We start from the raw sequence: 22,442 nt of genomic DNA on the forward strand, positions 1-22,442 counted from the left end.
AGAGGGGGCTGAGGCATCAGGCTTCTACTGTTCGCATCAGGGTAGCCAGCTCATCTTTCACTGACTGTACCTGCGGGCCGATAACCACCTGTAAATTGTGCTGATTTAACTGTACCACGCCGATGGCCCGGTTGGCTTTCAGGGCGTTGGTGTCGACTTTTGACATATCCGCCACCGACAAACGCAGGCGGGTAATGCAGTTATCCAGCGAGGTAATGTTATCTGCACCGCCCAGCGCTGCCAGAATTGCTGGGGTGTTATAGCCGGATTTGCCCACGGTACCGGCTACCGCCTGCTCAACGCTGGTGGCCGTATCGGTATCGCGGCCAGGCGTTTTCAGGTTAAAGCGGGTGATGGCGAAGCGGAAGATGCCGTAGTACACCACGAACCAGATCGCCGCCACGACCGGCACCAGATACCACTTGGTGGAGAGGCCGTGCAGGATCCCGAACACCACGAAGTCGATCACGTTGCCGTCGGTGTTGCCGATGGTAACGCCCAGCACCGCCATCACGGTAAAGCCCAGACCGGTCAGCACCGCGTGAATCAGATACAGCACTGGCGCGACGAACAGGAACAGGAATTCGATTGGCTCGGTGGTACCGCCCACGACGCAGGCGATCACGCCGGAAATCAGCAGGCCTTTTATTTTATGACGGTTTTCCGGGCGCGCGCAGTGATACATCGCCAGCGCGGCACCCGGCAGGCCGCCGAGGAAGGCAGGCATTTTACCCTGAGACAGGAAGCGGGTTGCGCTTTCGGAGAAGCCGTGGGTGGTCGGGCAGCTCAGCTGCGCCTGGAAGATGGTCAGCGCTCCGCTCACATCGTGACCGCACACCTCCATGGTGCCGCCCGCTTCGGTGAAGCGAATCAGAGCCACCAGGATATGCTGCAGGCCAAACGGCAGGAGCAGACGCTCGCCGGTGCCGAAGATCATCGGACCAAAATCTCCCGCGCCGTTGATGATGCGGCCAATACCGTTAATGCCCATCGCAAAGACCGGCCAGATCAGCGGAATGATCAAACCAAACAGACCCATGACCACCAGGGTCACAATCGGCACAAAGCGGGTACCGCCGAAGAAGGCCAGGGCATCCGGCAGACGAATATTGTGGAAGCGCTCGTGAAGCATCCAGATAATCACGCCCGCGATCACTGCACCGAGGATCCCGGTATCAATAGACTGGATACCGATCACGCTTTGAATGTTGTTAGCTTTCAGCACGGCAGCGTCGGTTGTCGGCAGAATGCCTTTCGCGGTCAGCCAGAAGTTAACCGCCAGGTTCATCACCGCGTAACCCACAAAACCGGCAAACGCCGCGACGCCTTTGTTCTCGCGGGCCAGGCCTAGCGGGATAGCGATACAGAACATCACGGGCAGGAAACTAAATGCAAAGGAGCCGACTTTACTCATCCAGATAAAGATCGCCTGCAGCACGGGGGTGCCGAGGAACGGGATCAGCGTAATGACGTCTTTACTGCTGAGTGAACTGCCGATCCCCAGCATGATCCCGCAGAACGAGAGAAGTGCCACGGGCAGCATGAAGGTTTTACCCAGTTGCTGGAAAAATTCCCACAGCGATATTTTTTGTGCTGCTTTCGCCGTCATAAAACGACTCCTTTATTGTTAAAATCAGTTTGTCTGCCTCAATGCTGCGAGAAGATAAAACGTTTTATCAAAGTTTAGTGCGCGCTAAATCACATTCTCAGGCTTTGACTGGTAGTATAAAGATAACGTATTGATAAAACGTTTTACCGATCTCATTTTCAGGGAGTCACGCCAACACATGGCCGTAGCGAAAAAAGTCACCATCAACGATGTCGCGCTGGCGGCGGGGGTTTCCGTCAGCACCGTTTCTCTGGTACTGAGCGGAAAAGGGCGCATCTCTCCCGCGACCGGTCAGCGGGTGAACGAGGCGGTTGAACAGTTGGGCTTTGTGCGTAACCGCCAGGCGTCGGCGCTGCGCGGGGGGCAAAGCGGGGTGATTGGCCTGATCGTTCGTGACCTGACGTCACCTTTCTATGCGGAGTTGACGGCCGGGTTAACCGAAGCGCTTGAAGCGCAGGGGCGGATGGTCTTTCTGCTTCACGGCGGCCGCGAAGCCGATCAGCTGCTTTCCCGGCTCGATATGCTGCTGAACCAGGGGGTGGACGGGGTGATCGTCGCAGGGGCGTCGGGCGTGGGCAGCGAGCTGTGCGAGCGTGCCGCCGAAAAAGGCGTGCCGCTGGTGTTTGCCTCGCGCGCCAGCTACCTCGACGAAGCCGATACGCTGCGTCCGGATAACATGCAGGCCGCGCAAATGCTGACCGAGCATCTTATTCGTCGCGGTCATCAGCGCATTGCCTGGCTGGGCGGGAAAAGCTCGTCCCTGACCCGCGCCGAGCGGGTCGGCGGCTACTGTGCGACGCTGATTAAATACGGCCTGCCGTTCCACAGCGAGTGGGTCGTGGAGTGTGAGTCCAGCCAGAAGATGGCGGCGGAAGCGATAGGCGCGCTGCTGCGAAGCAGCCCGACGATCAGCGCCGTGATTTGCTATAACGATGTGATCGCTATGGGGGCCTGGTTTGGCCTGATCCGCGCCGGGCGTCAGAGCGGCGAGGGCGGGGTGGAAACCTTCTTCGGCCACCAGGTGGCGCTGGGGGCGTTCGCCGACGTCGGTGAAAACGCGCTGGACGATCTGCCGATCGTCTGGGCCACTACCCCCGCGCGGGAGATGGGTTACACCCTGGCGGACAGAATCATGCAGCGTATCGAAAATACGGATGTGCAGGCCGGGCACCAGATTGTGGCGGCGCGCCTGGTGCCGGTAAAATAGTATCAGGCGAGTTGCGTTAGCGGATTGAGCAACAGTTCGGCTTCCAGTGCCTCCACAAATTTTCGTACTTTTGCCGGGATCAGCCTGGAGGTCGGATAAACCGCCCAAACGGCCAGCGATTCCGGCCGGGCATCCTCCAGGACGATCCGCTCGAGTTTACCCTCTCTGAAGGCCGGTTCTACGTACCAGCGAGATAAATTGGCGATGCCCAACCCTCCAAGGCAGGCTTCGAAAATGGCCTCAACAGAGTTCGCGGAGAATCGGCCCGAGACCTTTTGCCTGTAGCGCTGTTCGCCCTGTTCGAATGACCAGTGGACGGTATCTGAGGTGGTCAGACAGCTGTGTGCCGCCAGATCGTTAAACGATTTTGGATAGCCGTGTGCGACCAGATACGCCGGGCTGGCGCAAAGGTCTCGAGGGTTGTGACACAGGCGATGGGCAACCAGCCGGTTATCGCGCAGCGGCGCAATGCGTAACGCCACGTCAATGCCTTTGCCGACAATATCAACCTGTTCGTCGGTGGCGAGTAAATCGACCTGCAGGGCGGGATGCTGCTGCATGAACCGGGTCAGCATAGGAGCAACGATCTTACGGCCAAACCCTGCTGAGGCGGTAATGCGCAGGCGTCCGGTAAGATGCGTCCCCTCGGGAAACAGATCGGCCAGCGCATTATTTTTATCTTCCAGCAGCGCCTGCGCATGCGGCAAAAAAACATCCCCATCGCTGGTGGGTGAGAGGGAACGCGTGGTGCGATGCACCAGCCTGACCCCCAGTTCCGCCTCAAGATTATTAAGAGACCGTGATGCCGCCATAGGGCTCACAGAGAGCCGACGCGCGGCACCCGCCAGGCTACCCGCCTTGACGGCTTCGATAAACACTTCAACGTCTTCCAGTTTCATTGTATCGCTTTTCGTTATGCTGGCCTATCAAAGTACATGTCTACATTATTAATCGTTACGCTGCCATAGTCTCTTCACAACCTGAAAAAATATCAGTCTGGAGTGAAGATGAAAAAGTTGAAAACGGTTCTGGCGTTCAGCGGCCTGCTCTTTGCAAGCACATCATGGGCAGATGCCCCCGCGCAGGTGAAACAGCAGGTCCCCGGTTATTATCGTCTGGCGATAGGGGAATATGAGGTGACGGCGCTGTTCGACGGCTATAACGATCTTTCGCCTTCCCTACTGCACGGGCTCTCAGGCGACAAGGTTCGCGAACTGTTGGCTCAACACAAAATTGATGCCGAACGCATGCCTACCGCCTTCAACGCGTTTTTGGTCAATACCGGTAAACACCTTGTGATGATTGACAGCGGAGGAGGCCACTGCATGTCGGAAACGGCCGGCCAGCTGGTCAGCAATATAAACGCATCAGGGTATCGTCCTGAGCAGGTCGATACCATTTTCCTGACCCACCTGCATCTTGACCACGTGTGCGGCCTGAGCGATGCAGACGGTAAGGCGCTGTTCCCCAATGCCACCGTCTACGTACCGCAGGGGGAGGCCGACTACTGGCTTGACCCTGCAAAAGAAGCGAGCGCGCCGGTTAACGCGAAGGAGTATTTCGCTATCGCCAGGAATGCGCTGTCTGCGTATAAAGCCACCGGTCACCTCAAAACCTTTGTCCCGCCAGCTTCGCCCATCCCGGAAGTCCAGACGGCATATGCCACTGGTCATACGCCTGGCAGTACCGTTTATCGCTTCGCGTCGCAGGGGACGGCTATCAACTTCATTGGGGATTTGATTCATGCTCCTGCCGTCCAGTTCCCGCACCCTGAAGTGTCTATTCGCTTTGATGTCGATCCGAAAAAAGCCATCTCATCCCGGGCGCAGGAGTTTAACGCGCTGGCGAAAGACGGTGAGTGGATGGCCGCAGCGCATCTGCCTTTCCCCGGTATCGGGCATATCACCGCCTGGCAGCAGGGCTTTAGCTGGAACCCGGTAAATTACGGTCCTTATCAACGTGCGGCCAACGTGCCTCTGCTGAAATAAAGTGAGGTGACGAGCATGAAAAGTTACACCGTAACGGCAAACGGTATCCGTCAGTTTGTGGTCGAAGAGGGTGAAGGCGCACCGGTTATTCTCCTGCATGGTTTTCCTGAAACAAACTATGCCTGGCGCTACCAGATACCCGTACTGTCCCGGCACTATCGCGTGATTGCGCCGGATTTACGCGGGTATGGCGAAACGGATAAACCTGCTTCTGGCTATGATAAGCGCAACATGGCGCGGGACATCCGGGAACTGATGCGTGTCCTGGGTTTACAGAAAGTGGTACTGGTGGGGCACGATCGCGGGGCGCGCGTCGCGACGCGGTTTGCAAAAGATTACCCTGAGCTGGTGGATCGACTGGTGGTGATGGATAACGTGCCAACGCGTATTGTGGCGCGCGATCTGAATGCGTCGATTGCGCGTGCATACTGGTTCTTTCTGTTTCATCTTGTGCCAGACCTGCCGGAAGCGCTGATTGCGGGTCGGGAGAATATCTGGCTACGCCACTTTTTCTCGGACTGGACCTACGATCCGTCGACCATCAGCGGCGAGGCGTTTGATACCTATGTTCGGGCGTATCAGGCACCGGGTGCCGTGCGAGGCGCTATGGCTGACTATCGCGCCAACGCAGAGGATGTGGCGCAGGATATGGCAGACGCTGAGGTGAAAATCACCTGCCCGGTAATGTCGCTGTGGGGTAATGATTTTCATGCGGTCGGCAAGCTTTTCGATATGGAAAGCGTCTGGGCCGAAATGGCGGAGAACCTGCGGGCGCATGGTATCGATGAGTGCGGCCACCTTCCGCAGGAGGAGCAGCCAGAGAAAGTAAACGCGCTTCTGCTGGATTTCCTGGCGGGATGGAAAAGCTAGCAGGCAATAAAAACCCCTCATGCGAGGGGTTTTGCTGTTTACTGCTGCGGTGCAGCCGGTTCGGCTGGCGCTGCCGGTTCAGCCGGTTCCGGCATTCCCAGAGTAGGCATACCAAACATGCCGACAAAATCCTCCAGCGGCATTTTGTCGCCGTTGAGCGTGACCTGGCCGTTGGCGTACTGCAGGCTGGTGGAAATCGTGTTGTTTTCCACTTTGGTGATGCGGAACATCTGGCCCATGGCCGCCAGACCCTTCACCTGCTGGTTCGCCAGCTTGCCGGCGTCTTCATCGCCGTAGCCTTCCAGCTTCGCAATCTGGGTCATAAACTCGGTCGCCATATCCATCGGGATGGTCAGCTTGCTGTCGAGCGACTTCACGCTGCGATCCACTTCCTGCGCCAGCGTCTGCGGTTCACCCGTTGCGGTGGCCGGATCTTTCAGGAACAGCGACAGGTTGAAGCTGGTTTCGCCTTTGCTGTTTTTCCAGCTCAGCGGCGCAACGGTGACCACCGGCTCACCTTTCAGCAGGATCGGCAGGTTGTTGAACAGCACCGCCATCGCCTGCTGCTGGTAGACTTCCGGGTTTTGCTGCAGTGCGGCATCGGTCAGCAGCGCCTGGCTCTCTTTGCTGTATTTCTGGCTAAACTCGTGCCACGCCTGACCGTCGATATTGCCGATCTTGAGCGAGAGTTTGCCGGTGCCCAGATCCTGATTCTGCACTTTCAGGCTCTTCAGCGTGTAATCCAGCTGGGTATTGATGCTCTTACCGTCTTTAGAAACGTCGGATTTTCCGTTGACGTCCATGCCTTCCAGCACGGCCATCTCTTTTCCTTCAACAGCAATGGCGACTTTGTCGAGAGACAGTTTCTGATCGCCGATACGCTCCTGGAAATCGGTCATGCGGCTGTTGCCGTCGGCTTTCAGGTTATTGAAGGTGAGCTGAACTTTTTGGTTATATTCGTTCACGGCATTGACCAGGCCGCTTTCCGCTTCACCCGTCAGGGAGAACACGTTTCCATCGCGGTCAGCATCGAGTTTGAAGTGACCGCCGCTGAAGGCGACTTTCTCATTCTCTTTCTCGTAGTTCAGCGCTTTCAGAGCAATATCGGAACTCGTGTCACCGGAATAGCTAATGCGGGTATTAATGTCGAAAGGCGATTCATTCTTCGCCAGGTCAAAAAGCGGTTTGGTGACGTCATTATTCACCAGCACGGTATGGACGGACGCCATCGACGGGATCAGGTTAAAGGACTTCAGCTGCGCCAGCGGCAGGGGACCGTGGCTCACCACCTCGTCCAGCACCACGCTCTGGCCCGGTTTCAGCCAGCCGTTTGCAGCACCGGCAACCGGCTTCACTACCAGCTGCATGCGGCTGGTAAACACGCCGCGATGATAATTCTGGTAGCTCAGTTCCAGACCGGCTTCCGGCGCGCTGCGCTTAATCTCTCCGTTAGCCTGCGCCACCATCTCAGCCAGACGGCCTTCCAACTGTTTCCCGGTAAACCAGGAGGCACCCGTCCAGACCACGCCTAACGCTACAATCACTCCAACCGCTACGACCGATTTTTTCATTGCGACTATCCCTAAAATGAAACCAGGCGGTAAAAACCGCCTGGAGATATTAAGCCTGCAACTAGCTTAGCAAGAGTTGTTAAAAAATTCAGTAAGTGGTTAAAGCTTATTGAAAACGCGCGCCAGACGACCGGTGCCGCTTACGCTAACCGGAGACTCATTGGCTGCAACGAAGGCTGACTCACCGGGCTTAAGCACCAGACGCTGTTCGCCTTTGCGCAGTGTCGCTTCGCCCTCGGCGCAGAACAGGATCGCCGCGCTCTCCTGCGCGATGGTGGTTTCGGCCTGGCTCAGGTCGTGCAGGGAAAAGGCAAAATCTTCAACCGGAATCGGGAAGTCCAGCTCTGCGCCGTTTTTCACCGGCTGAGTCAGCAGCTCCGCGGCAGGTTTCGCCACGAACTTCACGTTGGCTACCAGTTCAGGGATGTCGATGTATTTTGGCGTCAGGCCCGCGCGCAACACGTTATCGGAGTTGGCCATCACCTCCAGCGCCACGCCCTGAAGGTAGGCGTGCGGGGTTTCCGCGAAGAGGAACATCGCTTCACCCGGATTGAGCTTCACCACGTTCAGCAGCAGAGGGGAGAACAGGCCGCTGTCGTCCGGATAGAATTCGGAAATCAGACGGATGGTCTCCCACGGTTCACCTTGCTGGCTGTCCAGGGCGGCTTTCAGCACCGCCAGGGCGTGGGTTTTCTCTTCATCCTGCATATTCAGCAGGCTGGCAAACAGCTGGCTCAGCGCATCGGCGTTCGGGTTTTCAAGGAAATGCGCGATGGCTTTATGGGCACCCGCGACCGGCTGCAGCAGGGAGATAATTTCTGAAAACTCGCGGAACGCGTTCATCGCCAGGAACGGCGTCAGCGCGAACACCAGCTCAGGCTTGTGGTTAGGATCTTTGTAATTACGCTCGGCAGCATCTAACGGAATACCCGCCGCGTTCTCTTTCGCAAACCCGATTTCTGAGGCTTTCTTGTTCGGGTGAACCTGGATGGAGAGCGGCTGGTCAGCGCACAAAACTTTAAACAGGAACGGCAGTTCGCCAAAGCGCTGAGCGACTTTGTCACCCAGCAGCGCGGCTTTATCGGCATTAATCACGTCGCGCAGGCTGCGTACCTGGCCGCTGGCGTCTTCAATTTTTGAGCTGCTCTTCGGGTGCGCACCCATCCACAGTTCCGCCATCGGCAGGTTGTTCGGGTTCGCGATACCGTAGAGATCCGTTAACGCAGTTTTACTTCCCCAGGCGTAGTTTTGCACTGAGTTAATGAGTTTTTGCATTATCAAGCCCTGATTCAATTGTGGAATTAACTCCGGGTATTAAAGCAATAAACCTCATGGAAGTAACCTGTGGATGTAAAAAGTCGTACTAGTCTCAGTTTTTGTTAAAAAATTGTGTAGGATAAGCTGACTCGCTTTTAAGCCGGGCAGCGGAACATCTGCCCTGAATAAACAGACCGAAGCAGTAAGTGAGAGACCAATGTCGAATAAACCCTTCCATTATCAGGATCCTTTCCCCCTCAGTAAGGATCAGACCGAGTATTACCTGTTAACCCGCGATCACGTCTCCGTCTCTGAATTTGAAGGACAAGAGATCCTCAAGGTGGATCCGCAGGCGCTGACGCTGCTGGCGCAGCACGCTTTCCACGACGCCTCGTTTATGCTCCGTCCTGCGCATCAGCAGCAGGTGGCCGATATTCTGAGCGACCCGGAAGCCAGCGAAAACGATAAGTACGTTGCCCTGCAGTTCCTGCGTAACTCCGATATCGCGGCGAAAGGCATTCTGCCAACCTGTCAGGATACCGGCACGGCGATCATCGTCGGTAAAAAAGGGCAGCGCGTCTGGACCGGCGGCGGTGACGAAGCGGCGCTGGCACACGGCGTTTATAACACCTACACCGAAGACAACCTGCGCTATTCGCAAAACGCGGCGCTGGACATGTATAAAGAGGTCAACACCGGCACCAACCTGCCTGCACAGATAGACCTCTACAGCGTCGACGGGGACGAGTACAAATTCCTCTGTATCGCCAAAGGCGGCGGTTCGGCCAACAAAACCTATCTCTATCAGGAAACCAAAGCGCTGCTCACCCCGGGTAAGCTGAAGAACTACCTGGTTGAGAAGATGCGCACCCTCGGCACCGCGGCGTGCCCGCCGTACCATATCGCGTTTGTGATTGGCGGCACGTCGGCTGAAAGCACGCTGAAGACTGTGAAGCTAGCCTCAACCAAATACTACGACGGCCTGCCAACCGAAGGTAACGAGCACGGCCAGGCGTTCCGCGACGTTCAGCTTGAGCAGGAGCTTCTGGAAGAAGCGCGTAACCTGGGTCTTGGCGCGCAGTTTGGCGGCAAATACTTTGCCCACGACGTGCGCGTGATCCGTCTGCCGCGTCACGGTGCTTCCTGTCCGGTCGGGATGGGCGTCTCCTGCTCTGCGGATCGCAACATCAAGGCGAAGATCAACCGCGAAGGCGTGTGGATCGAAAAACTGGAAAACAACCCGGGCAAATATATCCCGGAAGAGCTGCGCAAAGCGGGCGAGGGGGAAGCGGTCCGCGTTGACCTGAACCGTCCGATGAAAGAGATTCTGGCGCAGCTTTCGCAGTATCCGGTCTCGACCCGTCTCTCCCTGAACGGCACGATTATCGTGGGCCGCGACATCGCGCACGCGAAGCTGAAAGAGCGTCTGGACAACGGCGAAGGGCTGCCGCAGTACATTAAAGATCACCCGATCTACTACGCCGGCCCGGCGAAAACGCCTGAAGGCTACGCCTCTGGCTCGTTAGGCCCAACCACGGCGGGCCGTATGGACTCGTACGTTGACCAGCTGCAGGCCAACGGCGGCAGCATGATCATGCTCGCGAAAGGCAACCGCAGCCAGCAGGTGACGGACGCCTGCCACAAGCACGGCGGCTTCTACCTCGGCAGCATCGGCGGCCCGGCTGCGGTTCTGGCGCAGGGCAGCATCAAGAGCCTGGAGTGCGTGGAATACCCGGAACTGGGTATGGAAGCGATCTGGAAAATTGAGGTGGAAGATTTCCCGGCGTTCATCCTCGTGGATGACAAAGGCAACGATTTCTTCAAGCAGATCCAGTCGTCCCAGTGTTCGGCGTGTGTGAAGTAAATCTGTAAATTGCCGGGTGGCGCTGACGCTTACCCGGCCTGGATTCTCGTAGGTCGGGTAAGGCGTAGCCGACACCCGACATCAAAAAGAGCGCACAAAGCGCCATAACGTTTCTCAGAAGTCATCAATACTTATCCCTTAAGCATGTGAGCAATCCCTCTTTTGTTATCAAGGAGAAAGTAATGACCACGGTACGCCATGAGAAAGACTCGATGGGCGCCATCGACGTCCCGGCCGACAAGCTATGGGGCGCGCAAACCCAGCGTTCGCTGGAGCATTTCCGTATCTCGACTGAAAAAATGCCCGTCTCGCTGATTCAGGCGCTGGCGCTCACCAAACGTGCAGCCGCGAAAGTGAACCAGGATTTAGGCCTGCTGACGGCAGACAAAGCGACCGCCATCATCAACGCCGCCGACGAAGTGCTGGCGGGCAAGCATCCCGATGAATTTCCCCTCGCTATCTGGCAGACCGGTTCCGGCACCCAGAGCAATATGAACATGAACGAAGTGCTGGCGAACCGGGCAAGCGAACTGCTGGGCGGCGTGCGCGGCATGGAGCGCAAGGTTCACCCGAACGATGACGTCAACAAAAGCCAGAGTTCTAACGACGTCTTCCCGACGGCCATGCACGTGGCGGCGGTGATTGCTATCCGCGAGCAGCTTATCCCGCAGCTCAACGTCCTGAAGTCTACGCTCAACGAGAAGGCGCAGGCCTTCCGCGACATCGTCAAAATTGGCCGTACGCACCTGCAGGACGCCACGCCGCTGACGCTCGGCCAGGAGATTTCCGGCTGGGTGGCGATGCTGGAACACAACCTGAAGCATATTGAGAACAGCCTGCCGCATCTGGCGGAGCTGGCGCTCGGCGGGACGGCGGTTGGGACCGGGTTGAACACCCATCCGGAGTATGCGGTGCGCGTGGCGGAGGAGCTGGCAAACATCACCGGGCAGCCGTTCGTCACGGCGCCCAACAAGTTCGAGGCGCTGGCGACCTGCGATGCGCTGGTCCACACCCACGGCGCGCTGAAAGGGCTGGCGGCCTCGCTGATGAAAATCGCCAACGACGTGCGCTGGCTGGCCTCGGGCCCGCGCTGCGGCATCGGTGAAATCAGCATTCCGGAAAACGAGCCGGGCAGCTCCATCATGCCGGGTAAAGTCAACCCGACCCAGTGCGAAGCCATGACCATGCTCTGCTGCCAGGTATTGGGCAACGACGTGGCCGTCAACCTGGGCGGTGCGTCCGGCAACTTCGAGCTGAACGTCTATCGCCCGATGGTGATCCACAACGTTCTGCAATCGATTCGTCTGCTGGCGGACGGCATGGAGAGCTTTAACGAACACTGCGCGGTGGGGATCGAGCCAAACCGCGAGCGCATCAGCCAGCTGTTGAACGAATCGCTGATGCTGGTGACCGCGCTCAATACCCATATTGGCTACGACAAAGCCGCCGAGATCGCCAAAAAAGCGCATAAGGAGGGGCTGACGCTGAAAGACTCCGCCCTGGCGCTGGGCTATCTGACGGAGGCGGAGTTCGATGCCTGGGTACGTCCCGAGGCGATGGTTGGCAGCCTGAAATAATCAACTCGCTACGTACAGGTGCAGCCGCGGAATAATCAGCTGAAGCGGCTGCGCCTGAGGTCGGTAACGGTGCTGGACATTTTCAGCATCGTAATTCAGCAATTCACCAATATCCGGCACTATTGCCCCCCGATCGTCATCATAGAGCGCAATCAGCGGCGTTGGGCAGGCATACTGCACCTGTTTTTGCTGGCCGGAATACCAGACGCGGGCGATAGGCTGAACCTTCACCGGGCGCTTAATTTTGAGGCGCGTATCCGCCGGCAGCGAGGCGATGCTGTGGTACTCCTGTTCGAGGCGCTCAATCCACTGCTCACGCGACCACGGCGCGACGGTGCGCGGCGTCTTCAGGCTTTTTTCCAGCTGCGCCAGAATTTCATCCCGGGTGAAGTTTTTAATGATGTGCTTATTCGCCCAGCCGAAGCGCAGCGTGGCGGGATGACGCAGTACCGTTAGCGTGCGATAGGCATTCAGGGTAATTAACCCCGGAAGCTGACGGTGCACCCACTCAAACCGGGCGGCGGGGGTCAGGCCCGACTCTTCGGTAACGATTTTCTCAAATGCCGCTTTCAGGCTGTTTATATGAGTAATCTGGCTTTCCAGCGCTTCGCGCGCTGCGGCATCGGTTTGCAGGCAGATCACGCCGGGCAGCCGCACCGCCGCCTTGCTGCTGCGCTGTTCAGACTGCTGCTGGATAAAAAGATGGCGATAGTGCTTCATCGCCAGCTCCAGTGCGGCCTTGCCGATGTGCTGCTTCACGTCGATGGTGTCCAGCGGATCGTGCTCGGCCCCTTTGACCACCTCGGGCAGGGTAAAGACGCGCGCGGCCAGCAGGCGGCAGGTCTGCAAACGTTCTGTCAGGGTTAGCAGCTCGTGTTCTATTTCCCGGAACGTGCTGTTCAGCCGTTCGATGAGATCGTAGGTCGCCATAAATACTCTCATTAGTTACAACATACTTATCATATAGCACAGCACGCCGGGTCAGGCCAGCGTGCGCTTGAAGTCAGGCAGGGACGGGAAGGGCGATGTTATGGTACACCGGCCAGCTAAAGCAGAAGCGCGCGCCGCCGAGCTCGCTCTCCTCGCAATGCACCGTACCGCCCATGGCCTGGGCGATAGAGTAGACAATGGCCAGCCCCAGGCCACATCCTCCGGTGGCGCGATCGCGGCTGGGATCGAGGCGGACAAACGGTTCAAACACGGTTTCGCGTGCCTCCGGGGCAATCCCCGGTCCGTCATCCTCTACCGTCAGGCTGGCCTGGTTTCCCTGCAAATCCAGCCCAATCTGCAGCGTACTTTCGCTGTAGCGCATGGCGTTGTTCATCAGGTTGTCCAGCACGCGCTCCATCAGGCGCATATCAAGCGCGCCGTAATCACCCGGCGTGACGCGCGTCAACAGCGTGCGCTGCGGGTTTACGCTCTGAACATCGTCAATATGGGTTTGCAGCCACGCGGGCAGATCCGGCGTGCTGAGGTTCAGTTCGTTTTGCGGGCGATCGAGGCGCGCATAGGTCAGCAGCTCTTCAATCAGCGCTTCAAGCTGGCCAATATCGCGGTTCAGGGCCTGAGATTCCGCTTCCGTCAGATTCTCGCTCATCTCCAGACGATAGCGCAGGCGAACCAGCGGCGTGCGCAGCTCATGTGCAATCCCGTCGATCAGCTGCTTCTTACTGGCTATCAGGGCATTAATGTTATCGGCCATCTGGTTAAAGGCCACGCCAAGGCGTTCAAAGCTGGAACCGCTGTCGAAGTGAATGCGTTCGGTGAAATGCCCTTCGCCAAAACGCTGCGCGGCGGATTCCAGTTTCAGCATGTCCTGCCAGTGGGGGCGCATCCAGATAAAGACCGGAAACGCGAGCGAAATGGCGATAAAGGCCATCAGCGCCATGTCCAGCAGACGCATCTGGTGCAGATAATAGAGATAGGGCACCGGCCCGACGGCAAGCACGTAATGGCTGCGAGGAATACGCTGGATAAAGGTGTATTTCTCATCCAGCGCGACGATGTCCCCGTCGCGCAGACGCTGCATGGCGGGTGGGTCCAGATCGAAATCTTTCAACGGCTCGATGCGTAAATCGAATGACAGATTCAGATCCAGCTCTTTCAGGGTTTTCGCCCAGTCGTGTGGCGGGATCTCTCTTAGCTCGCTGCGCATCAGATAGAGCGAGCTTTTCATCAGATCGTCCAGCGACTGCCTGCCAGCACGTTCGGCGGTAAATTTATAAACCAGCCCGACCAGCATGGTCATCACCAGGAAGCAGACAAACAGTAAAAGATAAAACTGCACAAACAGCTTTTTCATTGGATCTCACCGCAAAAACGCTATGTGCAGAATATACATGAAAACCCTTCGAGTTTTTCACGTCTGTCGAGCGTGTTATATGGCTTTCGCGCTGTTTTTTACCTTGGCGATGAGTTTTTCGGTCATCGCCAGTCCTTCAGCAATATGCGTATCAATCACATCCGTCCCGTATTCGCTGATGAGGTCCAGCAGTATTTCGTAAGACTGGATGAGTTCCAGCAGGTCAAAGAGCGCTTTTTGATCGGTTCGTGAGGGGGTGACGTGGTTAAGGGTTGCCTGATTAACAATCCACTCAAGATTCGTTTTTATCGCTTCTACCTGACCGTAGCTATACATATGTCATGGGCTTAAATCCTCACTTCAAGATTTGTTGGAGTGATGTCGTGAAAGCTTCACGGCGAAAATGAGTAAAACGATCGCAAGAGCGGGGCGAGCTGAAGAAAGGAGAGTCGAGAAGGTAATTATGAAATAGTTCGCGTGCTTAGCAAGTAAATTGTTGCGCAAACGTAAAAATAAACGTGCGAAAGAGAAGGCATCGTCGCGCAATGCCTTCATTTATGTCAGGTTATCTTCTCAGGTTTCCCATGCATGTGGGGCAAACAGATAACCCTTATTACGCACGGTTTTAATGCGGTAGGGCTCGGTGGCGTTATCCTGCAGTTTTTTGCGCAGGCGCGAAATCGCCACGTCAACGCTGCGGTCCATTCCGTCATAGCTCACGCCACGCAGGTTTTTCAGCAGCGCGTCACGGTCCATAATCTGTCCGGCATGCGTTGCCAGCTCCCACAGCAGGTCAAAGTCTGCGGTGGAGAGGGCGATAAGCTCGCCGGAGAGCAGCACCTGGCGGTTAATGGGGTCAATAGACAGCGTACCGAAGCGCATCGCTTTGTGCGGCGTCAGAGAAGGCGCGGGCGCTTCGCGTTCGATGCTGGCGTGCTGGCGCAAATGCAGGCGCAGGCGGGCAAGCAGGACGGCAGGCGGTGTGGTTTTCAGAATGTAGTCATTTGCGCCCATCTCCAGCGACAAAATGTGGTTCATATCGCTGTCCAGTGAGGTGAGCAGGACAATAGGGCCCTCCCACCGGGCGCGCAGGTCACGGCAGAGCGTCATGCCGTCTTTGCCTGGCAACATGATATCCAGCAGCACCAGATCCGGGTTTTCACGGACGACCACCTCTTCGGCACGATCGCCGCGAGGTTCAACAATGACGTCCATATCATGTTTACCCAGATAGGCGGCGATCAGCTGCCCGACTTCGGGTTCGTCTTCAACATAAACAATCTTATTCATACAGCGTCTGTTTTCGTGAAAAAAGCCAACATACACCGCGAAACCTTAACCTTCCATTAATCTTTCAAAATTAACGCCGGTTCCGTAATTCTGGCTGTTATTCGCTTTCACTAGCGCAGCGGACGGCCACCGTCCACGGCAAAGGTTCTGCCGGTGACGTAGCAGCTGGTGAGCAGGTAATCCACGAGGTCGATGACCTCTTTCTCGCCGGGGGCGATTTTCATGAGCGACTTATTCAGCGCCTGCTGGCGATACTCTGCATCATCGTTTTCGTTAAACAAAATCATCGCCGGGGCGATGGCATTCACCTTCACCTCGGGGGCGAGCTTGCGGGCAAACGAGCGGGTCATGTTATCCAGCGCGGCTTTACTGGCCGCGTAGGCGATGTGCTTGTCGCTGCCGCGCTCCACTACATAATCGGTGAAGTGAATGATGTCGCCCGCAGCGTGCCCGTGGCCGCGCAGCAGGTCCTGCAGAGCGTGGTTAAGCAGATAAGGGGCATTGACGTGGATCTGCAGCATGGAGGAGAGCGTTTCGCTAAGTGACGTACCGGGTTTTTCGGCACGCCATGCGCTGGCGTTATGGATCACGGCGCGCAGCCCCGTCGTGGTGGCTTTTACCGTTTCCGCGAAAGCCAGAATGCCTTCATCGGTTGAAAAATCAGCCTGAATGCAGACCGCCCCCGCTTTGCGTAACCCTTCAATCGACGGGTATTCCGTACGGTAGCTGACAATGACCGGATGGCGAAGGTTGAGAAAGTGATGGGCGAGGGCGAGGCCGATACGGCGGCCTCCACCGGTAATCAGTATTGGGCGAAGCGGTGCATTTCCCATCGTATTCTCCTTTACAGTTCAACAATGGGAAAGGCGATGCTATCCCATTAACATCCAGGTTGCCGGTAGGGCAGCAACCAGTAACAGTCCAATCAATGCCATCTCACGGCGTTTCAGCGCGTTCTCCAACTGATGCGTGCGGCGGGCATAGATAAACACCAGCAGACCCGGTGCGTACAGCACCACCGACAGCAGCAGATGCATAGGACCGGAAGCATACAACAACCACAGGCCGTAAATACAGGCTCCGACACCCACAACATAATGCGCCGGGCGTGTGGCAATTTTTAACAGATACGCACCCACTAAGAAATAGGGTACCAGAATCATCTCCGAGGCGATGGTCAGCAGGGTGTTATAGTCTGAACCTGTGAGCCAGATCAGCACCAGACAGACCTGAACGCTGATGTTGGTCAGCCAGAGCGATGCCGACGGCGCGCTGTTTTGGTTTTGACGGGCGAAAAGGCGTGGAAACGCTTTGTGCGTCGCGGCCAGGAAAGGAACTTCAGCCGCCATGATGGTCCAGCTCAGGTACGCGCCGCAGACGGAGATGATAAGGCCAGCCGCAATCACCACGTCGCCCCAGGGGCCGAGCATTTTCACCATCAGCCCTGCCATTGACGGGTTACGCATTTCAGCCAGTTCAGGACGCGCCACCACGCCCAGCGACAGCAGCGTTACCAGCAGATAGACCCCGAGCGCAGCGAGTACGGCCAGCAGCGTGGCGCGGCCCACATCGCGTTTATTTCGGGCTCGGGCAGAAACCACGACCGCGCCTTCTACACCGATGAACACCCACAGGGTAATCAGCATCGTGTTTTTCACCTGCTCCCAGACGGGGACGCCCAGCGCAACACCGCTGAAATCAAGCTTAAACACGTCCATACGGAACGCAATGAAGGCCAGAACGATAAACAGGCCGAGCGGAACCAGCTTCGCGAGCGTCGCTACCAGGTTGATGCTGGCGGCCGTTTGTACGCCACGTAACACCAGCCAGTGGACGAACCACAATAACACCGAGGCGCCCACAATAGACTGCCAGGTATTTCCGTCGCCAAAGAGGCGCAGCTCAGGCGTATCGGTAAAGAAACTGAGCGCCGAGAAGACGATTACCAGATAGGAGACGTTGGCGATAACGGCACACAGCCAGTATCCCCACGCGGAACAGAAGCCAATCAGCTCGCCGAAACCTTCACGCGCATAGGTGAAAATGCCGCCGTCCAGATCCGGGCGAATGCGGGTGAGCAGCAGCATAGCGAAGGCCAGCAGCAATATTCCGACACCCGTAATGCCCCAGCCAATGATGAGCGCAGAAGGGCTCGCGACTGCCGCCATATTTTGCGGCAAACTGAATACGCCCGCACCCAGCATTGAGCTTAAAACGAGTGCAGTCAGAGCACTCAGGCCAAGTTTCTTTTCCATTGGCTTCCTGTTATGAAAGGTCAAAATCCAGAATAATTATTTCGCTCAGGCGCATAAAAATGGTGGATCACACTAAGGCGCGGGATTTTACGGAGTGTAACGAAAGCATGCAATGACGTGAGGCAGAAATTCAAAAAAAGTAACAAAAAAGGCGGCATTGCGCCGCCTTTCGTAAACGACTTTTGTTACTTGTACAGATCGGCGCTGATGGTCACGTTGTTACCACGTTCCTGCCACTGGCGGGTGATGTGGTAGTACTTCGCCCCTTTCTTCGCCGCACGCTTCGCGACCTGGTAAGAGACTTCCGTCATGTTGCCGTAGTTGCCGGTAAATTTGATGCTGTCGAACGGCACCATCTGCGCTGCAGTGGCGTTGTTCAACTCTTCAATTTTGGTACCGTCCGGCAGCGTAACGGAGTAACGGCCACCTTTCGTGGACTGCGTTTCAAAGAAACGACCCACTTCAGCGCTTGGGGCCGCCGTCGTTGCGACGCCTGGAATTTCAACTTTCTTCGCGGCTTCGCCACCTTTCGCTATCGCCGCGCGACCCGCTTCTGAATTCGCCGGGATGGCATCCGGGCTTTGCAGAACACGTTTTTTCGCATCTTTTTTATAGATGAACGCGGTAATGCGCTGGTTGCCACCCTGGTTAGCATCGACCTGACGCACGATGTAGAAAGAATAAGCTCCTTTCTCTTTCGCGGCTTTGGTGATGGCATCGTTCACTTCAGGCTGGCTGCGGTAAAAGCCCTGAACGGTGACGGTGTCGTAGGGTTCCAGCTCAATCGCCTGATCTTTCGGCAGTTCAACAACACCGTTGATCACGCGGTTTTTCGGTGCGTCAGCTTTTGGCGCATTGTCTTTGAATAGCGCGATGGTCACGCGCAGGTTACCGCTGTTGCCGTAATCGGACTGGTCAACGACATAAAACGAGGCCGCCCCGTTTTTATCAGCAGCTTTTGATGCAGCGGCGACGGCGTCGCCAATAGAATTATAACGACCCACAATGACCGTATGGTCAAAAGGTTTTAACGCTGCCGCTTGCTCCGGCGTTAACTCTGTTGCGGCATTCGCAGACAGGGCGGTCGCGGAAAGAAGTGCGGACGCCAGGAGTGTGTTCTTAAGCTTCATAAAAATGATCCTTCGCCTTGCGCAAACCATGTACTGGTATTGTTGTTAATTTAAGACGGTCCCGATTATTGCATTTAAAACCCGTCGCTGTCTGCGCCATTTTTCACTGCCTGTGCTCACTGAATCACCTTATTCGATAACATTTAGTGATATGTTGAAAAAACACGCGTTTGACAAGTAAAACTGATAAAGCATATGACTTTTGCAAGTTAATTTAATGTTAATAAGTTGTTCTCTTACGGCGCTATATCATGTTTTTACCGCTTCGCTTGCGCGATTTATCGGTTCCGGCGATGAATTTAAGGTAAATATCACTGTCAGTGACGCCGATCGCTTATTTTTCACAGATAAAGTAAGAAATAGTGTTTTCTGGCGGTAGATCACGGGCGCTATTTTCAGTAGGTTATAGACAGTTTGTTACTGTTTTATTTTCCGGGGTTAATCATATCTCGTCGCTGGTGCGATGGTGAAAATTGATACAAACCGCGGGCATTTATCGATAAACCATCATCAAGAACCGATGGAAGGGAAAACTATGCGTATTGGGGTACCAAAAGAACGGTTAGCCAATGAAACCCGCGTAGCGGCAACACCGAAAACGGTGGAGCAACTGCTTAAGCTGGGTTTTACGGTCGCGGTTGAAAGCGGCGCGGGCAAACTGGCGAGTTTCGATGACGAGGCCTTTATCCAGGCTGGCGCGGAAGTGGTCGACGGTGCTGACGTCTGGCAGTCGCAGGTGATTCTGAAGGTCAACGCACCGGAAGAGGGTGAGATTGCGCTGCTGAATCCGGGGACAACCCTGGTGAGCTTCATCTGGCCTGCGCAAAACCCGGAGCTAATGGAGAAGCTGGCGGCCCGTGGCGTGACCGTAATGGCGATGGACTCCGTGCCGCGCATTTCGCGCGCGCAGTCGCTGGATGCCTTAAGCTCCATGGCAAACATTGCTGGCTACCGCGCCATTGTTGAAGCAGCCCACGAATTTGGTCGCTTCTTTACCGGTCAAATCACCGCCGCGGGTAAAGTCCCTCCGGCGAAAGTCATGGTGATTGGCGCGGGCGTGGCGGGCCTTGCCGCAATCGGTGCGGCAAATAGCCTGGGCGCTATCGTACGCGCCTTTGACACCCGTCCTGAAGTAAAGGAACAGGTCCAGAGTATGGGCGCCGAATTCCTTGAGCTGGACTTCAAGGAAGAAGCCGGCAGCGGCGACGGTTACGCGAAGGTGATGTCCGAAGCCTTTATCAAAGCCGAAATGGAACTCTTCGCCGCTCAGGCGAAAGATGTCGACATTATTGTCACCACCGCGCTTATCCCGGGTAAACCTGCGCCGAAGCTGATTACCCGTGAGATGGTTGATTCCATGAAGCCGGGCAGCGTGATTGTCGACCTGGCCGCCCAAAACGGCGGTAACTGTGAATATACCGTACCGAATCAGGTGACCACGACCGCTAACGGCGTGAAGGTGATCGGCTATACCGATCTGCCGGGCCGTCTGCCAACGCAGTCTTCTCAGCTGTACGGCACTAACCTCGTCAACCTGCTTAAGCTGCTCTGCAAAGAGAAAGACGGCAACGTCACCGTTGATTTCGACGATGTGGTGGTGCGCGGTGTGACCGTGGTCCGTGAAGGTGAAATTACCTGGCCTGCGCCGCCTATTCAGGTATCTGCTCAGCCTCAGGCGGCACCGAAAGCGGCGCCTGAGCCAAAAGAATCTGCTAAACCGGCTTCACCGTGGCGTAAATACGCGATCATGGCGCTGGTGATTATTCTGTTCGGCTGGCTGGCTGACGTCGCGCCAAAAGAGTTCCTCGGCCATTTTACCGTCTTCGCGCTCTCCTGCGTCGTAGGTTACTACGTGGTGTGGAACGTCTCCCATGCGCTGCACACGCCGCTGATGTCGGTAACCAACGCCATCTCCGGGATCATCGTGGTGGGGGCGTTACTGCAGATTGGTCACGGCGGCTGGATCAGCTTCCTGAGCTTTATCGCGGTACTGATCGCCAGTATCAATATTTTCGGTGGTTTCACCGTGACTCAGCGCATGCTGAAAATGTTTCGTAAAGGCTAAGGGGTAGCATATGTCTGGAGGATTAGTGACAGCCGCATACATTGTTGCTGCAATCCTGTTTATTTTCAGTCTGGCGGGGCTTTCCAAACACGAAACGTCTCAGCAGGGGAATAACTTTGGTATCGCCGGGATGGCGATTGCGCTGATTGCCACCATCTTCGGGCCGGATACCGGCAACGTAGCGTGGATCCTGGTGGCGATGATCATCGGTGGCGCGATTGGTATTCGTCTGGCAAAACGCGTTGAAATGACCGAGATGCCGGAGCTGGTTGCCATTCTGCACAGCTTTGTGGGTCTGGCCGCGGTGCTGGTGGGCTTCAACAGCTACCTGTATCACGAACCGGGTCTGGAACCGATTCTGGTCAACATCCACCTGACTGAAGTGTTCCTGGGTATCTTCATCGGTGCGGTGACCTTCACGGGCTCCATTGTCGCGTTCGGTAAACTGCGCGGGAAGATCTCCTCTAAACCGCTGATGCTGCCAAACCGTCATAAGCTGAACCTGGCGGCGCTGGTGGTGTCATTTGTTCTGCTGGTGATCTTCGTGCGTACCGAAAGCGTCGGTCTGCAGGTGCTGGCGTTGCTGGTAATGACCATCATCGCGCTGGCATTCGGCTGGCACCTGGTGGCATCCATCGGTGGTGCGGATATGCCGGTAGTTGTCTCGATGCTGAACTCCTACTCCGGTTGGGCGGCAGCGGCGGCAGGCTTTATGCTGAGCAACGACCTGCTGATCGTCACCGGTGCGCTGGTGGGTTCTTCCGGCGCGATCCTGTCTTATATCATGTGTAAGGCGATGAACCGTTCGTTCATTAGCGTAATCGCCGGTGGTTTCGGGACAGATGGCTCTTCTTCCAGTGCTGATGAAGAAGTGGGTGAGCACCGTGAAATTTCTGCGGAAGATACCGCAGACATGCTGAAAAACTCGCATTCTGTGATCATCACCCCCGGCTACGGCATGGCGGTGGCGCAGGCGCAGTATCCGGTTGCGGAAATCACCGAGAAGCTGCGCGCGCGGGGCATCAAGGTTCGCTTTGGTATTCACCCGGTGGCAGGGCGTCTGCCTGGCCACATGAACGTGCTGCTGGCGGAAGCGAAAGTGCCTTACGACATCGTGCTGGAAATGGATGAGATCAACGATGATTTCGCCGACACCGACACCGTGCTGGTCATTGGTGCCAACGATACCGTTAACCCTGCTGCACAGGACGATCCGGGTAGCCCAATCGCCGGTATGCCGGTTCTGGAAGTGTGGAAGGCGCAGAACGTAATCGTCTTCAAACGTTCTATGAATACCGGTTATGCCGGGGTGCAGAACCCGCTGTTCTTCAAAGAGAATACCCACATGCTGTTTGGCGATGCTAAAGCCAGCGTGGATGCGATTCTGAAAGCGCTGTAAGTTGCGCTGAAACGAAAAAACCGCCGAATTTGGCGGTTTTTTTATTGTCGGGCGGCGT

At 56.3% G+C, this 22,442-nt stretch carries 18 protein-coding genes; 7 read left to right on the forward strand and 11 right to left on the reverse strand.

Annotation, left to right across the window (positions count from 1 at the left end; translation table 11 throughout):
- Window positions 1-16: 16 nt before the first annotated feature.
- Window positions 17-1,609: a maltose/glucose-specific PTS transporter subunit IIBC gene (malX, locus tag FOY93_RS09920; protein ID WP_133294255.1), complete on the reverse strand. Its 1,593-nt coding sequence runs from the start codon at window positions 1,607-1,609 to the stop codon at window positions 17-19.
- A gap of 178 nt (window positions 1,610-1,787) precedes the next feature.
- On the opposite strand from malX, the gene FOY93_RS09925 reads away from it, so the two are divergent.
- Window positions 1,788-2,816 carry a Mal regulon transcriptional regulator MalI gene (locus tag FOY93_RS09925; RefSeq protein WP_115874877.1) on the forward strand — a complete coding sequence of 343 codons (1,029 nt, stop codon included), beginning with the start codon at window positions 1,788-1,790 and terminating at the stop codon, window positions 2,814-2,816.
- 2 nt (window positions 2,817-2,818) lie between these two features.
- On the opposite strand, the gene FOY93_RS09930 is transcribed toward FOY93_RS09925, so the two are convergent.
- The gene (locus FOY93_RS09930; protein ID WP_143345021.1) at window positions 2,819-3,715 is read right to left on the reverse strand and encodes a LysR family transcriptional regulator; all 897 of its coding nucleotides are present in this window, start codon (window positions 3,713-3,715) and stop codon (window positions 2,819-2,821) included.
- Window positions 3,716-3,823: 108 nt separating this feature from the next.
- Here FOY93_RS09930 and FOY93_RS09935 point away from each other — a divergent pair, with 108 nt between their 5' ends.
- A complete protein-coding gene (locus FOY93_RS09935) occupies window positions 3,824-4,804 on the forward strand; it encodes an MBL fold metallo-hydrolase (RefSeq protein WP_133294257.1) in 981 nt (326 codons plus the stop codon).
- Between the two features lie 15 nt (window positions 4,805-4,819).
- Window positions 4,820-5,674 (forward strand): alpha/beta fold hydrolase, encoded by an 855-nt coding sequence (locus FOY93_RS09940; RefSeq protein ID WP_143345022.1) that lies wholly within the window; start codon window positions 4,820-4,822, stop codon window positions 5,672-5,674.
- A 38-nt stretch (window positions 5,675-5,712) separates the two neighbouring features.
- Here FOY93_RS09940 and FOY93_RS09945 read toward each other — a convergent pair whose 3' ends face one another.
- Window positions 5,713-7,245 carry a YdgA family protein gene (locus FOY93_RS09945; protein ID WP_143345023.1) on the reverse strand — a complete coding sequence of 511 codons (1,533 nt, stop codon included), beginning with the start codon at window positions 7,243-7,245 and terminating at the stop codon, window positions 5,713-5,715.
- Window positions 7,246-7,344: 99 nt separating this feature from the next.
- Complete coding sequence (gene manA / locus FOY93_RS09950; protein ID WP_133294260.1) at window positions 7,345-8,520, reverse strand: mannose-6-phosphate isomerase; 1,176 nt, start codon at window positions 8,518-8,520, stop codon at window positions 7,345-7,347.
- Between the two features lie 199 nt (window positions 8,521-8,719).
- On the opposite strand from manA, the gene fumA reads away from it, so the two are divergent.
- Both fumA and fumC read left to right on the forward strand, forming a co-directional pair.
- Window positions 8,720-10,366, forward strand: coding sequence for a class I fumarate hydratase FumA (gene fumA / locus FOY93_RS09955; RefSeq protein ID WP_024909338.1), 1,647 nt, complete (start codon window positions 8,720-8,722; stop codon window positions 10,364-10,366).
- Between the two features lie 182 nt (window positions 10,367-10,548).
- Window positions 10,549-11,943: a class II fumarate hydratase gene (fumC, locus tag FOY93_RS09960; RefSeq protein WP_115874882.1), complete on the forward strand. Its 1,395-nt coding sequence runs from the start codon at window positions 10,549-10,551 to the stop codon at window positions 11,941-11,943.
- Here fumC and tus read toward each other — a convergent pair whose 3' ends face one another.
- From tus to ydgH, 7 genes are all read right to left on the reverse strand, one after another.
- Window positions 11,944-12,873, reverse strand: a complete 930-nt coding sequence (tus, locus tag FOY93_RS09965; protein ID WP_143345024.1) for a DNA replication terminus site-binding protein — start codon at window positions 12,871-12,873, stop codon at window positions 11,944-11,946.
- A gap of 73 nt (window positions 12,874-12,946) precedes the next feature.
- Complete coding sequence (rstB, locus tag FOY93_RS09970) at window positions 12,947-14,245, reverse strand: two-component system sensor histidine kinase RstB (protein ID WP_045910344.1); 1,299 nt, start codon at window positions 14,243-14,245, stop codon at window positions 12,947-12,949.
- A gap of 75 nt (window positions 14,246-14,320) precedes the next feature.
- Window positions 14,321-14,581, reverse strand: a complete 261-nt coding sequence (locus FOY93_RS09975) for a hypothetical protein (protein WP_111965686.1) — start codon at window positions 14,579-14,581, stop codon at window positions 14,321-14,323.
- 237 nt (window positions 14,582-14,818) lie between these two features.
- Window positions 14,819-15,535 carry a two-component system response regulator RstA gene (gene rstA / locus FOY93_RS09980; protein ID WP_021241154.1) on the reverse strand — a complete coding sequence of 239 codons (717 nt, stop codon included), beginning with the start codon at window positions 15,533-15,535 and terminating at the stop codon, window positions 14,819-14,821.
- Between the two features lie 110 nt (window positions 15,536-15,645).
- Window positions 15,646-16,368, reverse strand: coding sequence for a dihydromonapterin reductase (folM, locus tag FOY93_RS09985; RefSeq protein ID WP_111965687.1), 723 nt, complete (start codon window positions 16,366-16,368; stop codon window positions 15,646-15,648).
- Window positions 16,369-16,407: 39 nt separating this feature from the next.
- A complete protein-coding gene (locus FOY93_RS09990; RefSeq protein ID WP_115874886.1) occupies window positions 16,408-17,790 on the reverse strand; it encodes an amino acid permease in 1,383 nt (460 codons plus the stop codon).
- A 185-nt stretch (window positions 17,791-17,975) separates the two neighbouring features.
- Window positions 17,976-18,920: a DUF1471 family protein YdgH gene (ydgH, locus tag FOY93_RS09995; RefSeq protein WP_111965689.1), complete on the reverse strand. Its 945-nt coding sequence runs from the start codon at window positions 18,918-18,920 to the stop codon at window positions 17,976-17,978.
- Between the two features lie 535 nt (window positions 18,921-19,455).
- Here ydgH and pntA point away from each other — a divergent pair.
- The gene (gene pntA, locus FOY93_RS10000) at window positions 19,456-20,985 is read left to right on the forward strand and encodes a Re/Si-specific NAD(P)(+) transhydrogenase subunit alpha (protein ID WP_133294265.1); all 1,530 of its coding nucleotides are present in this window, start codon (window positions 19,456-19,458) and stop codon (window positions 20,983-20,985) included.
- Between the two features lie 10 nt (window positions 20,986-20,995).
- Window positions 20,996-22,384, forward strand: coding sequence for a Re/Si-specific NAD(P)(+) transhydrogenase subunit beta (gene pntB, locus FOY93_RS10005; RefSeq protein ID WP_133294266.1), 1,389 nt, complete (start codon window positions 20,996-20,998; stop codon window positions 22,382-22,384).
- The last annotated feature ends 58 nt before the right edge of the window (window positions 22,385-22,442 follow it).

The organism is Enterobacter sp. 18A13 (assembly GCF_007035975.1).
Lineage (GTDB): Bacteria > Pseudomonadota > Gammaproteobacteria > Enterobacterales > Enterobacteriaceae > Enterobacter > Enterobacter vonholyi.

Coding starts and splice junctions, on each gene's coding strand:
- FOY93_RS09930 (WP_143345021.1), bottom strand. CDS start 3,715: ATGAAACTGGAAGACGTTGAAGTGTTTATCGAAGCCGTCAAGGCGGGT.
- ydgH (WP_111965689.1), bottom strand. CDS start 18,920: ATGAAGCTTAAGAACACACTCCTGGCGTCCGCACTTCTTTCCGCGACC.
- rstB (WP_045910344.1), bottom strand. CDS start 14,245: ATGAAAAAGCTGTTTGTGCAGTTTTATCTTTTACTGTTTGTCTGCTTC.
- fumC (WP_115874882.1), top strand. CDS start 10,549: ATGACCACGGTACGCCATGAGAAAGACTCGATGGGCGCCATCGACGTC.
- pntA (WP_133294265.1), top strand. CDS start 19,456: ATGCGTATTGGGGTACCAAAAGAACGGTTAGCCAATGAAACCCGCGTA.
- fumA (WP_024909338.1), top strand. CDS start 8,720: ATGTCGAATAAACCCTTCCATTATCAGGATCCTTTCCCCCTCAGTAAG.
- malX (WP_133294255.1), bottom strand. CDS start 1,609: ATGACGGCGAAAGCAGCACAAAAAATATCGCTGTGGGAATTTTTCCAG.
- rstA (WP_021241154.1), bottom strand. CDS start 15,535: ATGAATAAGATTGTTTATGTTGAAGACGAACCCGAAGTCGGGCAGCTG.
- FOY93_RS09925 (WP_115874877.1), top strand. CDS start 1,788: ATGGCCGTAGCGAAAAAAGTCACCATCAACGATGTCGCGCTGGCGGCG.
- FOY93_RS09935 (WP_133294257.1), top strand. CDS start 3,824: ATGAAAAAGTTGAAAACGGTTCTGGCGTTCAGCGGCCTGCTCTTTGCA.
- FOY93_RS09940 (WP_143345022.1), top strand. CDS start 4,820: ATGAAAAGTTACACCGTAACGGCAAACGGTATCCGTCAGTTTGTGGTC.
- FOY93_RS09945 (WP_143345023.1), bottom strand. CDS start 7,245: ATGAAAAAATCGGTCGTAGCGGTTGGAGTGATTGTAGCGTTAGGCGTG.
- manA (WP_133294260.1), bottom strand. CDS start 8,520: ATGCAAAAACTCATTAACTCAGTGCAAAACTACGCCTGGGGAAGTAAA.
- FOY93_RS09975 (WP_111965686.1), bottom strand. CDS start 14,581: ATGTATAGCTACGGTCAGGTAGAAGCGATAAAAACGAATCTTGAGTGG.
- tus (WP_143345024.1), bottom strand. CDS start 12,873: ATGGCGACCTACGATCTCATCGAACGGCTGAACAGCACGTTCCGGGAA.
- folM (WP_111965687.1), bottom strand. CDS start 16,368: ATGGGAAATGCACCGCTTCGCCCAATACTGATTACCGGTGGAGGCCGC.
- pntB (WP_133294266.1), top strand. CDS start 20,996: ATGTCTGGAGGATTAGTGACAGCCGCATACATTGTTGCTGCAATCCTG.
- FOY93_RS09990 (WP_115874886.1), bottom strand. CDS start 17,790: ATGGAAAAGAAACTTGGCCTGAGTGCTCTGACTGCACTCGTTTTAAGC.